Consider the following 13,604-nt stretch of genomic DNA (forward strand, 5'->3'; position numbering starts at 1 on the left):
TCATCAAAATTCAAGCTGGAGGGTACCCTGATCAGTCACCTTTGAACGCTTTACGAAAACGTTGGAAAATATTATCTTCTTGTTCATCTGTAGATTCATGTCCGCCTAGTTCATTAAATTGACGCAATAAATCTTTTTGTTTGTCTGTTAAGTTGGTTGGTGTCATAATCTTCACTTTAATATGCTGATCTCCATGACCTCTTCCATGAACATTTGGTGCTCCTTTTCCTTTTAAACGGAAAGTCTTGCCTGCCTGTGTACCTGCTGGAATTCTTAATTTGACTTTCCCATGTACAGTAGGAACTTCTATTTCATCACCTAAAGCAGCCTGTGCAAAGGTAAGCGGCAATTCACAGAAAATATGGTCGCCTTCGCGGACAAAGAAATCATGCTTGCGAACACGAATTACAACAAACAAATCGCCTGCAGGTCCGCCATTTTTTCCCGGCTCTCCTTTTCCGGCGACACGGATTTGCTGCCCTTCGTCAATACCTGCCGGAATATTAATATGAATTTTTTTCTTTTTATTAACTGTTCCGGAACCGCTGCAGGTTTCACATTTTTCAGGTATAATTTTACCTGTTCCGTTACAATAATGACATACACGGCGATTAACCACACGACCAAACGGCGTATTCTGCTCTTGGTTTAGTTGGCCTGAACCATGGCAGTGTGAGCATGTTTCTGCCTTTGTACCCGGTTTCGCTCCTGAACCATGACAAGTATCGCATTCTTCTTCCTGAGAGACTTCAATATCCGTTTCTTTTCCGAAAATCGCTTCTTCAAAATCAAGAATCATCGTATATTGTAAATCGTCTCCCTGCTGCGGAGCGTTTGGATCACGCGTACGCCCTCCGCCGCCAAAGAACATATCAAAAATGTCACTGAATCCGCCAAAGTCTTGAGCGCCGCCACCGCCAAAACCGCCGAATCCCTGACCTTGAGCTCCTGCATGCCCAAATTGATCATATTGTGCTTTCTTTTGATCATCACTTAATACTTCATAAGCTTCTTTTACTTCTTTAAATTTTTCCGCTGCGCCTTCTTCTTTGTTTACATCTGGGTGATATTTACGGGCCAGCTTCCGGTAACTCTTTTTTATCTCATCCTTCGAGGCACCCTTATCCACGCCTAAAACATCATAATAATCACGTTTTGCCAAATTACTCACTCCCGAAACTCTGATTGCATAAGTTTAATCATATCATCATTCATTTGTCTGTGGCAACAATGAATATCTGCTTCAAATCAAACTGACTGCCATGCGTTCATTTTCTACATTAGTCTGTAAAAAAGTCAAAGCCAAGAGAATCCTGACTTTGACTTTTATTCAGTAACTATTTATTATTTATTTTCTTTATCGTCATCGTCGACTTCAGTATAATCAGCATCAACAACATTGTCATCCTGTTGTCCGCCAGCATTTTCTGCTCCTTGTGCTGCTTGAGCCTCCTGCTGAACCTGCTCATAGAGCTTAGCTGAAAGCTGTTGAACTTTTTCTTCCAAAGCATCTTTCTTCGCTTTGATTTGTTCCTGATCATTAGACTCTAAAGCTTCTTTTAATTCATCTCTCGCAGCTTCTGCCTGCTGTTTATCTTCATCAGAAACTTTATCACCTAAATCTTTCAATGTTTTATCTGTTGTAAATACAAGCTGATCTGCCTGGTTGCGAAGCTCGACTTCTTCACGGCGCGCTTTATCCGCATCTGCATTTTCTTCTGCTTCTTTTACCATGCGGTCTACTTCTTCATCAGATAAACCGGAGGAAGATTTGATTGTAATGGATTGTTCTTTATTTGTTCCTAAATCTTTCGCTCTAACATTTACAATACCATTGGCATCAATATCAAAGGATACTTCGATTTGAGGCATTCCACGTGGTGCCGGTGGAATATCAGTTAATTGGAAACGGCCGAGTGTTTTGTTATCTGCCGCCATTTCACGTTCCCCTTGAAGTACATGAATATCTACTGCAGTTTGATTATCTGCTGCTGTAGAGAATGTTTGTGATGCACTTGTCGGTATTGTCGTATTACGTTCAATCAGTTTAGTAAAGACTGCACCCATTGTTTCGATACCTAATGAAAGTGGTGTTACGTCAAGTAATAATACGTCTTTAACGTCTCCTTGTAATACGCCGCCTTGAATAGCTGCACCAAGTGCTACAACTTCATCCGGGTTAACGCCTTTAGAAGGATCCTGACCTAATTCTTTTTTAATTGCTTCCTGTACGGCTGGAATCCGTGTAGAACCACCAACTAAGATAACTTTGTGGATATCATTTTTAGATAATCCGGCATCAGAAAGTGCACGGCGTGTCGGTTTCATTGTACGTTCTACTAAATCAGATGACAGCTCATCAAATTTCGCACGGGATAATGTCATTTCCAAGTGTAATGGGCCTGCATCGCCGGCTGTGATAAATGGAAGAGAAATCTGTGTCTGTGCAACACCAGATAAATCCTTCTTCGCTTTCTCTGCAGCATCTTTCAAGCGCTGTACAGCCATTTTATCCTTAGAAAGGTCAATGCCGTTTTCTTTTCGGAACTCTTCTACCATATGCTTGATGATTACTTCGTCAAAGTCATCTCCGCCAAGACGATTATCTCCAGCTGTTGCAACTACTTCGAATGTACCATCACCGATGTCTAAGATGGATACATCAAATGTACCGCCGCCAAGGTCATATACAAGAATTGTCTGATCCTGATCATCTTTATCAATACCGTATGCAAGTGCTGCTGCTGTTGGTTCGTTAATAATACGTTCAACCTCTAGACCTGCAATTTTACCAGCATCTTTTGTAGCTTGACGTTCAGCATCATTAAAGTAAGCAGGAACTGTAATGACAGCTTTCTCTACTTTTTCACCGATATAATCTTCTGCATAAGATTTGATATATTGCAAAATGATTGCTGAAATTTCTTGTGGTGTATATTCTTTATCCTCAATAGTTACTTTATAATCTGTACCAATATGACGTTTGATAGATTGAACTGTATTCGGGTTTGTAATTGCCTGACGTTTAGCAACCTCCCCAACCTGTCTTTCACCGTTTTTAAAAGATACAACAGAAGGAGTTGTACGATTTCCTTCCGGGTTAGGGATAACGACTGCTTCGCCACCCTCCATTACTGACACACATGAGTTTGTTGTTCCTAAGTCTATTCCAATAATTTTACTCATTTCTTCATTTCCTCCTTAAATCCTTCAATGACACATATTAGATTATTTATTGACTTTTACCATAGCCGGACGGATAACCCGGTCCTTTAAGAGATAGCCTTTTTGCAGCTCTTCAACCACTTTATTTGCTTCAATTGAATCATCTTCAATTTGCATTACTGCATGATGCAGATTCGGGTCAAAGTCAGCCCCCTCTGTTTCAATAATGGAAACATCCTGGGAAGCAAATACATCTTGTAATTGACGGTATACCATATCAATTCCTTCAAGTATGCTTTTGTTTTCTTCCGATACCTCTACCTGCAGGGCACGTTCAAAATTATCCATAACCGGAAGCAGTTCCTGCACCATGTCCTGTGCTTTATATTTACGATCTGCTTCACGTTCTTTTAATGTGCGTCTTTTATAATTATCAAATTCAGCCTGCAAGCGGAGCATACGATTCGTAAGCTCTTCTTTTTCATTTTTCAATTCTTCAATTTGAACTTCTAATTCATTATTTTCATCGACAGATTCAGATTCAGCATTCACTTCTTCTGTTGTCTCATCAACAATTTCTTGTTCTTCTTGTTTTACTTCTTCTTTTTTTTCATTCTCTGACATCTACTCGGGCACCTCTTTTCTAAATTACAATTAAAAACTATACCATAGAAGATATAGACAGGAAACCAAAACCCTTGATTTCTTTATAAGGATGTTCACTTACATCATGATTTGTCACTATACCATTTTCCCATTGCACCAGTCATTTCCTTGGAGATGCTTTCCATTAAGGATAATACTTTTTTATACTCCATTCTCGTGGGTCCGATTAATGCAATTGTACCCATCTGGCCGCCGCCAATATGGTAAGAAGCAGTGATCAAACTCAAGTCTTTAATCTCTTCAACTTCATTTTCATGGCCAATAGAAACTTTAATACCTTGATTAGAGTTCTTCAAGAGATTTACAATTTCATCCTCGCGTTCCATCAAGGAGTAAAATGAGCGAATTCGATCAACATCATTGAATTCCGGCTGCATCAAGATATTGGCTTTACCGCCAAAATAAAGCTTTACAGCCTGCTCTTGTGTGAAGAGTGTGCGAATCCAATTGAGTGAAGAATCTACGCCATTCATATATTTCATCATTAAGGAAGCTACTTCATTTTGAATCACCTCAGGAATCCTGTAAAGTGGAATCCCCTGAAGACGGTTATTTAAAATGTTTACCAGCTTTTCGAGATCAGATGATGAAACTCCTTTTGGCAAAGTAAAGGATCGATGCTCTACATGACCTGTGTTTGTTACTAAAATCGCTACTGCTGATTGATCGGACAGTGCTAGAACCTGAATCTGCTTTACTGTTGTTTCAAACATTTCCGGTCCAAGAATGATTGACGTATAATTTGTTAACTTAGAGAGAGCCTCTGCTGCCGTCTGCACAATCTGTTCAAATTCATATATTCCGTTATTTGTTAATCTTTCAATGATGCCCAGTCCATGCTGATATATTTCAGGACCAATTAAATGATCGACATAATAACGATATCCTTTTTCTGAAGGCACACGCCCAGAAGAGGTATGCGTCTTTTCTAAAAAGCCCAGCTCTTCTAAATCCGCCATTTCATTTCGAATCGTTGCGGCGCTGTACGGTAAAGTATCTTTTTTAGATAGCGCCCTGGATCCAACCGGTTTAGCAGATTCTATAAAATCATCAATAATCACCTGCAATATCATAAGTTGCCTTTCTGTTAACATGATGATCACCTCTGTTAGCACTCTCATGTTTTGAGTGCTAAATCTATAATAAAATTATCAAATTCATTTTCTTTTGTCAAACAGTTTGACTTTCTGCTGCTATAATTTTTTGATCAAAGTCTTCCAGTAATAAAAACTGCCCGAAAACTCTGTCGCCAAGAAGCATTCCTCTGTTCGTCAATGCATAGTTTCCATCGTTATATGTTAATAATTTGTCATGAATTAATTGATTTAATTCATTCCCATATATTTTCTCCAAAGATACACCATATCTTTGCCGAAATACTTTCTTATCAATTCCTTCCGCTTTTCGCAGCTGTAAAAACAGCTCTTCTTCAATTCTGTCCTGCAGCGTTATTTCTTCCAGTTGTTCAACTGCTGAACCGGAACGGTGGATTTCTTTCATATAAGTTCCCAAAGGTTTGTAATTTGCTGTACGCTTTCCCGGTAAATATCCGTGAGCTCCGGCTCCAAACCCAAAATAATAGTCATTATTCCAGTACGTTAAATTATGTCTGCTCTCGTATCCCGGCTTGGCAAAATTACTTATTTCATACTGAAGCACACCCTGTTTTTTCATGTTTTCCTGAAGCAGCTGATACATCTCTACCTCGTCATCCTCTGGAGGCTGATGCAGGGCTCCCTTTCTCTTCTTGTGATAAAACACGGTTTTCGGCTCAATTTGCAGTGCATATGTTGAGTAATGAGGAAGTCCAAACTGCAAGGCTTCTTTTAATGTTTTTTCAAAGTGGGATACTGACTGATCAGGGAGAGCATAAATTAAATCCAGACTAATGTTTGTAAACTTTGCCTGTGTCAAAATATCAACTGTTGTATAAACATCCGCCACACGATGTATGCGGCCAATTTTTTCAAGCATATCATCATCCATTACTTGGACACCAAAAGAAATCCGGTTTACTCCATAATCATGAAGCAATGCTGCTTTTTCTGCATCAATATCACCCGGGTTAATTTCAATCGTAAATTCCTCACATGACGTGAGGTCAAACTTTTCATTTAAAAAGTGAAAAAGCTTCTGCAGCTGACTCATGGACAACGCTGTAGGAGTTCCGCCACCCATATAAATCGTCCGGAAGACATTTCTTTTTCCGGGAATAGCTGTATCAATTTCTTTTATTAATGCATCTATGAAGGCATCTGCCTTTGTCTCCATATAATAATATTTTACAAAATTACAGTAATGGCAAATTTGCTTACAAAAAGGAATATGAATATATACTGACTGAACTTGCATTGTTTGACTTCCTTTCTTACTAAAATAAATCGTCAATCAACAGGAGTTTCTTCATTTCATACGGGAATATACCTGTAATTATTCGTTCATTTTCAAATACCGAAGACAAAGCCTTTGATTGAATAAAAGACAATGTACTGTATTTTATCACATTTAAATATGTTTAACTATCATTCTTACGGGCTGTAATGTAAATCGAAAAAATAATGAAGGCCAGTGAAGGATGATAGCTGACATAAAGAGGTCTGTTGTCACAGATCAGTCTGTTTAAAATTCTTGCCGATTGTAGTTTCGTTTTGTGTAAAAACAAACTATAATTTTCTATATGGGCAGGTAGCTGAATGAAGAAATTATACGCAAGTTTTGTTTCATCTTTTATATTCATTTTTTTTGGTTAACAAACTTAGTCCTGAAAAAACAAGGAGACAACTAAACAGAAGAGTAAATGGAAATTGAAAATAACAATAAGTTTTTAAAAGAAAAATAAGCATAGGAGAACCTATAAATAATTCAAAAACCCGTCAAAAGCATATATCTCTGCCATGACGGGTTTTACTTATAAAAATATTTGTAACAGTCTGCAATTCCTGCCAGCCTAAATAGAGCAAAAGCAGTCTGCTACACGAGTTAAATTAAATGTTTGTTTCGATATAAACCTTGCGTTAAATTAGTATTTAATCCTCATCCATCTTCAGAACAGCCATAAACGCTTCTTGTGGAACTTCTACAGAACCTACCATCTTCATACGCTTCTTACCTTCTTTTTGTTTTTCAAGAAGCTTTCTTTTCCGGGTAATATCTCCGCCATAAAGCTTCGCAGTTACATCTTTACGTACTGCCTTGATATTGGATCTGGCTACAATTTTATTACCGATTGCTGCCTGAACCGGTACTTCAAATTGCTGTCTTGGAATTAATTTCTTCAGCTTTTCAACAATCTGCTTACCGCGCTCATAAGCGAAATCACGGTGAACAACAAACGATAGCGCATCAATGGAATCACTGTTGAGCAGGATATCCATTTTCACAAGCCGGGAAGGCTGATAGCCGATTAATTCATAGTCAAACGATGCATACCCTTTTGTCTGTGATTTTAACTGGTCAAAGAAATCATAAACAATTTCCGAAAGCGGAATATGATAGACCACATTGACGCGAATGTCATCTAAATATTGCATATCTACAAAATTCCCGCGTTTCTTCTGAGCAATTTCCATCACAGCCCCAACATAATCATTCGGAACCATAATGGTAGCCTCTACATAAGGCTCACGTACTTCTTGAATGACTTGCGGATCTGGCATTTCTGATGGATTATCCACAGAAACCACGTCGCCATTTGTCAACTCCACTTCAAAAATAACACTTGGAGCTGTTGTAATTAAACTGATACCAAATTCTCTTTCAATACGCTCTTGAATAATTTCCATATGGAGCAATCCTAAGAAACCACAGCGGAAGCCGAAACCAAGTGCCTGAGAAGTTTCTGCTTCATATTGCAGAGAGGAATCGTTCAGCTCCAAACGTTCTAAAGCTTCTCTTAAATCATTATAGTCATTGGAATCTACCGGATAGAGTCCGCAAAATACCATTGGGTTCAGACGGCGGTAACCTGGAAGTGCTTCATCGGCTGGTCTGTTAGCTAACGTAATGGTATCCCCGACACGTGAATCACCAACATTTTTAATTGACGCGGTTAAATAACCTACATCCCCGACTGTTAATTCTTTTTGAGGAAGCTGTTTCGGCGTAAATACACCTACTTCATTTACCTCAAACTCTTTACCGGTAGCCATCATTCTGATTTTATCTCCGACTTTAACAGAGCCTTCCTTCACACAGACATAAGCAATAACACCACGGTAGGAATCATAAAGCGAGTCAAAGATTAAAGCTTTCAACGGATCATCCGCACTTCCTGGCGGCTCCGGCACAGCCTCAGCTACACGCTCAAGAATCTCTTCAATTCCTATATTTGCTTTTGCAGAAGCTAAGATTGCTTCATCACCATCAATTCCTAAAACATCTTCTAATTCCTTTTTAACTTTTTCCGTGTCTGCACTCGGCAAATCGATTTTATTAATTACTGGAATAATCTCTAGATCATTTTCCATTGCCAAATAAACGTTTGCGAGCGTCTGTGCTTCAATTCCCTGGGCAGCATCCACCACAAGAATAGCACCTTCACAAGCAGCTAAACTTCTGGATACCTCGTATGTAAAATCAACATGCCCCGGTGTATCAATCAGATGAAAAATAAATTCTTCTCCAGCTTTATTTGTATATTTTAATTGTACTGCATTTAATTTAATGGTTATGCCACGTTCACGCTCCAAATCCATTCCATCCAGCAGCTGTTCTTTCATTTCACGTTTCGTTACTGTTTCTGTATTTTCAAGAATCCGATCAGCTAATGTTGACTTTCCGTGGTCAATATGAGCAATGATCGAAAAATTTCTGACGTTTCTTTTTTTATTCGTCATTTCACGCACACTCCTAAGTTTTTCCTGTACAAACTATATTTCTTTCCACAATAAAAAGGCGTCAATTACTAGCATTGATTATAGCAATTGACGCCCCGAGATTCAATGATTAACTAATAAGTAACCATCTTATCGTTAAATTTTTTGTTCAAAATAATTTCCTGAATTAGTTCATTTCTAGAAAAACAGCTCTCCAATCCCATACATAATAGAGACAATTACTTCAAATAGCCCTTTAACAATTCCTTCCATGGTTGCTGCCGTGCGATTTGTCAGGGAATAGTTACCTTCTTCCAGCACATCCGTTTCGGTGATAATTATTTGCTCTTGTTCATTTATCTCTTCTGCTACCTCAACGGCAGACTCGTCTGGAATAGCAGTTTGTTCAGCTGTTTCATTCTTTTGCATGCCGAATACGAGTCCGCTCAGAAAAAAGATGACAAGCAATAACAATATAATAATATTTCGCATCAAATCTCTCCTTATTGATCAGACTGTACTGCTTCAGCGTCCCAATAATACTCGCTGAACACTTCCGCTAATGCATCAGCAGAACGGTATAGCTCCTCCATCGTGTTATCTACTCCGCCAAATTCAATGAGTAATGCATTGTCAGCCATATCCTGATTATAAATTCCGTTGCCGCCCGACCCATCCTTTTGGTAAACTCCTCGGCTCATTCCGGGATAAGCTTCTTCTATTAATGCATGTAATTCAGTTGCTACCTTCAAATTATTTTCATAATCTGGATGCCCGGTGCCGATCACAAATAGAATTTTCGCATAATCTTCTCCTTCAATGGTTTGTGTGGTCTTATCTCTCCGAAGTGCATCTCTATGCAAGTCAAACATATATTGAATCTCTTGATTACCTGCCATAGCCTCCGCGACCACATCACGGGAAACTTCATAAGATTGATGATATCCCATCCCCAGTTCGTTGAGCAGCTCACCGAAATCCGTCTTATCCACCTGTGTTCCAATTCCCTTTTGCTCAAGCCCCTCTGCTAAACGGTCACTGACTTTTGTAATATTAATTTCTCCATGCATTGCAGCATTAGGATTCGTTTCATTAGGCAGATGCGGCAAAAAAGACTCTCTATTGTGTGTATTATAAATAAAAACAACATCCCGGTCCCCAGTAGTCTGTTCATTTTCTATTTCTTCTTTCGTTTCTTCTTCCCCTTCCGCTTCTTCCTCTTCTGTCAATACTGCTTCTCTTTCCCGTAACACTTCTTCTAAAGGCGGATTAGATTCGATTGGAAAGTGTGTAAAATCATTATCACTTGCCATTAATAATTTATTATCAAATATTGCGAACCCCGGAATTTCATTTCCGAAAAGACTTCTAGGATCTGTCGGCTTTACATTAGATGTCAATTCAAAAAATAAACCGGACAGTTTCGGTATTTCAGCTTCTCCTTCTGGAAAGCTCTGCTTATAGGCCCTGTTTTCCATCGTAATTAAATGATAAAAAATTGTACTATCCATTTCTTTTGTCCAATTCGAAAGCATATCTGATGAAAACCGATATGCAGGTTGAACAGCGGTCAAAACACTGATTAGTAAAAAGATACTGACAAAAAATATAATGTAAATACCACTTCGTCGAGAAAAGGTTTGTACAATTTTACTCCAATTATTTTTTTTCATAAAAATACACGATGCCACCTTTCTCTAACAACTCTATAGTTTAATCTATGAGTAAAATAGAGAAAGTAGAACCGTGTAAAAAGAAAAAATAGACTTAATAGTATGTGTCCCAAAAAGAAAAAATAGAGCTTATCTGGAATAGCTTGAAAAATTATCTATTGTTACAGTCTCATGCAAAGCCGCGTTCAATCCATTTGCTATTACCTCGGCCATATCAATCATGAATCCATCCACTTCTTTGGGAGTAACCATTAAATTATGACCGATTGGTGTTAAAACTTCCATAATCAGCTGCCTTTTCTCTTCATCTGAAAGCCCTCCAATTATACCGAACAGCTTTTCACGCTGTTCTTTATCAGGCATATCCGCATCTGTTAACTGCTTCTGTCCGAAACTCATACCAGCGGGGGTTAAGGATTTAGACGGATCATCCTTTTCCTTCCATTCTCTCCCGAAGTGTTTTAATAAGTAATCTATTGTATCACTTGTTATTGTTACTGCATCTACCACTGTCGGCACTCCGATAGCGATAACAGGCATTCCAAGTGTCTGTTTACTTATTTCTTTTCGTTTGTTGCCCACACCTGAACCCGGGTGTATACCTGTATCAGATAACTGGATCGTTTCGTTCACTCTGCTGATAGATCTGGCTGCAAGAGCATCAATAGCGATAACAAGGTCAGGCTGATATTTTTCCACGATTCCAAAAATAATATCACTGGTTTCTATTCCTGTTACTCCCATTACTCCCGGTGTAATAGCGGCCACTTCACTATAGCCTTCTGCCACTGATTCTGGCTGCAGACGAAATAAATGACTGGTAACCAAAACCTTTTCCACTGCCATTGGCCCCAAAGCATCAGGAGTTACATTCCAGTTTCCTAAACCAACAACTAAACAAGAAGCTTTATCTGGCAGATCCTGCTTTTTTATTAAATGTTCCAGCTCTTTCGCTAATATCTTCGCTGCCTGATGCTGTTTCTCAGTATCCTGTTTTTTTACACCGTCAGCATGAATGGTGACATAATTTCCCGGCTTCTTTCCAATTTGCTCGGCACCAGTTTCATCAATAGTGACATAAGAAATTTTTACATCCTTTATCGTGGTTTCTTTAAAGGTAACACCTGCAATTTCTTTGTCTTCTTTACTTTCTTTCTTTTCTGTATACATGTCCCTTGCTTCAACTGCTAAATCAGTTCTCACCTGAAAGTTTTCCTCAATATTTTTCATAACCTCATCCACCTTTTTCAATGCGTACTATTGGCATAAATGAAACATTATAGAACGGAGACGGCAATTACTCGTCCCATCAATAGATTTGCACCGTGATAAATCCAGATACCCTCTTATCAGCCGGAGAAAATCATAAACATTTACACCGTGATAAACTCCTGTATTTTTACATTCTTAGCATGTACGCCTTTAATTATTTCATACCAATTTGTTGATTAAGTAACAATTCTATTGAAAAGATGGGGTAGCTTTGGTAAAATACATCTTGTCGTACGGATAAAATTGATAACTGATTAAAGCATACTTAAACATGTTTTTTTTAAATCGTACACTTTTTAGGAGGTGAATAAACATGGCAAATATTAAATCTGCAATTAAACGCGTAGAAGTTAACCAAAAGAAACGTGCTAATAACGGCTCACAGCTTTCTGCTATGCGTACAGAGATTAAACGTGTAGAACAACTTGTTGAAGCAAACGATACTGATAATGCAAAAGCAGCATACCAATCTGCTAGCAAGCATATCGATAAAGCAGCTCAAAAAGGTATTATCCACAAAAATGCTGCTAATCGTCAAAAAGCTCGTTTAGCTAAAAAAGTTAACGCATAATTATAAATAAAAGGTGAAGTAATCCCGGTTATAACCGCAGATACTTCACCTTTTATTTTTTTACTGTTTTATAGAACATTTATACAATAATTATTTAATGCATTTAGCTCTGCCTACACCAAATCCATTAACAGAAGCTCAAACGCCAGTCCTTTTTCCATAAGCCCTTGTTTCATTTTTGCATCAGCATCTGCCAGCTGACAAATAATATAAGACAGACGTTCTTCTGATAACTTCGCCTCTCTTGCCATCGCTACCTTAATAACATACGGATGTGCACCAATATTTTTTTGAATTTGAAACTGGGAATACCCTTTCTTTTTTAATTGCTTTACTCTTAAAATCATCCGAAATTGATAGGCAAGTAAACCAATCATAGCAATGGGGTCTTCATTCATTTTCTCTAAATCCTGGTAGATTTGAATTGCTTCCTGAATGCTTCCTTTCATTACAGCATCCACAAGTGCAATTGATGTAGTGGTTGGTGTATGGGATACTAACTGCTGTGCAATTTCTTTGGTAACAGTCCCGCTCTCCCCCACAAAAAGAGCAAGCTTCTCAATTTCACTTTGCAATAGCTGAATATTATTAGAGACCTCCGCCTCTAATATTTCCATTGCCTCCTGATCAATGTGTATTCCATATGATTTCACCAGGCTCTGAATCCATGTTCTCGCATCTTTTTCCTTCACAGATTGACAATCGACGGAATAAGCCAGTTTTTTTAATTGTTTTGTTACTTTTTTGCGCTCATCTAATTTTTCATATGGTGCTGTAATAAGCAAAACAGAGTACTCAGGCGGGTTTTCTAAATATTCCTGTAAATACGTTAAATTATGCTCAAAAGGGGCTTTATCTGGCTTTGTTTTAACAAAAGAAGCATTACTGGCAAATATTAATTTGCGCTCACCGAAAAACGGGAAAGTTTCTGCATCTGCTAAAACCTCTTGTATAGACGTCTCCTCTAAATCATACAGGGATAAATTGGTTTTATCTCCATCTAATACTGTTTTTATCAGTCGATTTTTTAATTGTTCCTGAAAGAACGATTCCGTTCCAAAAGCAAAGTAAACCGGCTGAATCTGGTTACTTTTTATTTTCGTAATTTGATCCATCATGATGTTACGCTTCCCATCTAAAAAAATTTCATATCATGCGATATTTCTATAATCGATAAGTTCATCTCTTTTTATCGTATAAGGAAGTAGACATAAACGCAACAAAAAAATAAAGGAAGAAACGCAAGTATTTTGCATTCTCCCTTATGAAGCATCTATATTAAACGTCTTAAAATAAGCTCTAGAAACAAATTTTAAGAACGATATTTGCTTATAATGCGTCTTCAAAAAGCTGGAAAATAAAAAGCGAGAAGATCAAGGTACTGTCATTTGGCTGCTTTATGAACCTCCCTTTATATAATTGTGCTTACGTGCAAAAAGTATA

11 protein-coding genes are annotated in these 13,604 nt (G+C 38.1%); 1 reads left to right on the forward strand and 10 read right to left on the reverse strand.

What is annotated here, in order from left to right; genetic code table 11:
• Positions 1 to 31: 31 nt before the first annotated feature.
• The 9 genes from dnaJ to gpr form a co-directional block, all read right to left on the reverse strand.
• The gene (gene dnaJ / locus MKY30_RS20530) at positions 32 to 1,162 is read right to left on the reverse strand and encodes a molecular chaperone DnaJ (protein ID WP_341085222.1); all 1,131 of its coding nucleotides are present in this window, start codon (positions 1,160 to 1,162) and stop codon (positions 32 to 34) included.
• Between the two features lie 182 nt (positions 1,163 to 1,344).
• Entirely contained in the window at positions 1,345 to 3,186 is a 1,842-nt protein-coding gene (gene dnaK / locus MKY30_RS20535) for a molecular chaperone DnaK (protein WP_341085223.1), read from the reverse strand.
• A 42-nt stretch (positions 3,187 to 3,228) separates the two neighbouring features.
• The gene (gene grpE, locus MKY30_RS20540) at positions 3,229 to 3,789 is read right to left on the reverse strand and encodes a nucleotide exchange factor GrpE (RefSeq protein WP_147209459.1); all 561 of its coding nucleotides are present in this window, start codon (positions 3,787 to 3,789) and stop codon (positions 3,229 to 3,231) included.
• Between the two features lie 104 nt (positions 3,790 to 3,893).
• On the reverse strand, positions 3,894 to 4,925 hold the full coding sequence (gene hrcA / locus MKY30_RS20545; protein WP_339282346.1) for a heat-inducible transcriptional repressor HrcA: 1,032 nt from the start codon (positions 4,923 to 4,925) through the stop codon (positions 3,894 to 3,896).
• Between the two features lie 76 nt (positions 4,926 to 5,001).
• Positions 5,002 to 6,183, reverse strand: coding sequence for a radical SAM family heme chaperone HemW (gene hemW, locus MKY30_RS20550; protein ID WP_339282347.1), 1,182 nt, complete (start codon positions 6,181 to 6,183; stop codon positions 5,002 to 5,004).
• A gap of 674 nt (positions 6,184 to 6,857) precedes the next feature.
• Entirely contained in the window at positions 6,858 to 8,666 is a 1,809-nt protein-coding gene (gene lepA / locus MKY30_RS20555) for a translation elongation factor 4 (protein WP_147209462.1), read from the reverse strand.
• 177 nt (positions 8,667 to 8,843) lie between these two features.
• Entirely contained in the window at positions 8,844 to 9,137 is a 294-nt protein-coding gene (locus MKY30_RS20560; protein WP_147209463.1) for a hypothetical protein, read from the reverse strand.
• A gap of 11 nt (positions 9,138 to 9,148) precedes the next feature.
• Entirely contained in the window at positions 9,149 to 10,318 is a 1,170-nt protein-coding gene (spoIIP, locus tag MKY30_RS20565; RefSeq protein ID WP_147209464.1) for a stage II sporulation protein P, read from the reverse strand.
• A 129-nt stretch (positions 10,319 to 10,447) separates the two neighbouring features.
• Positions 10,448 to 11,548: a GPR endopeptidase gene (gene gpr, locus MKY30_RS20570; RefSeq protein ID WP_147209465.1), complete on the reverse strand. Its 1,101-nt coding sequence runs from the start codon at positions 11,546 to 11,548 to the stop codon at positions 10,448 to 10,450.
• Positions 11,549 to 11,903: 355 nt separating this feature from the next.
• Here gpr and rpsT point away from each other — a divergent pair, with 355 nt between their 5' ends.
• A complete protein-coding gene (gene rpsT / locus MKY30_RS20575; RefSeq protein WP_147209466.1) occupies positions 11,904 to 12,161 on the forward strand; it encodes a 30S ribosomal protein S20 in 258 nt (85 codons plus the stop codon).
• Positions 12,162 to 12,274: 113 nt separating this feature from the next.
• On the opposite strand, the gene holA is transcribed toward rpsT, so the two are convergent.
• Positions 12,275 to 13,279, reverse strand: coding sequence for a DNA polymerase III subunit delta (gene holA, locus MKY30_RS20580; protein ID WP_156986106.1), 1,005 nt, complete (start codon positions 13,277 to 13,279; stop codon positions 12,275 to 12,277).
• Between the last annotated feature and the right edge of the window lie 325 nt (positions 13,280 to 13,604).

The sequence above is a fragment of the Oceanobacillus sp. FSL W8-0428 genome, from assembly GCF_038004405.1.
In the GTDB taxonomy this organism is placed as follows: domain Bacteria; phylum Bacillota; class Bacilli; order Bacillales; family Amphibacillaceae; genus Oceanobacillus; species Oceanobacillus sojae.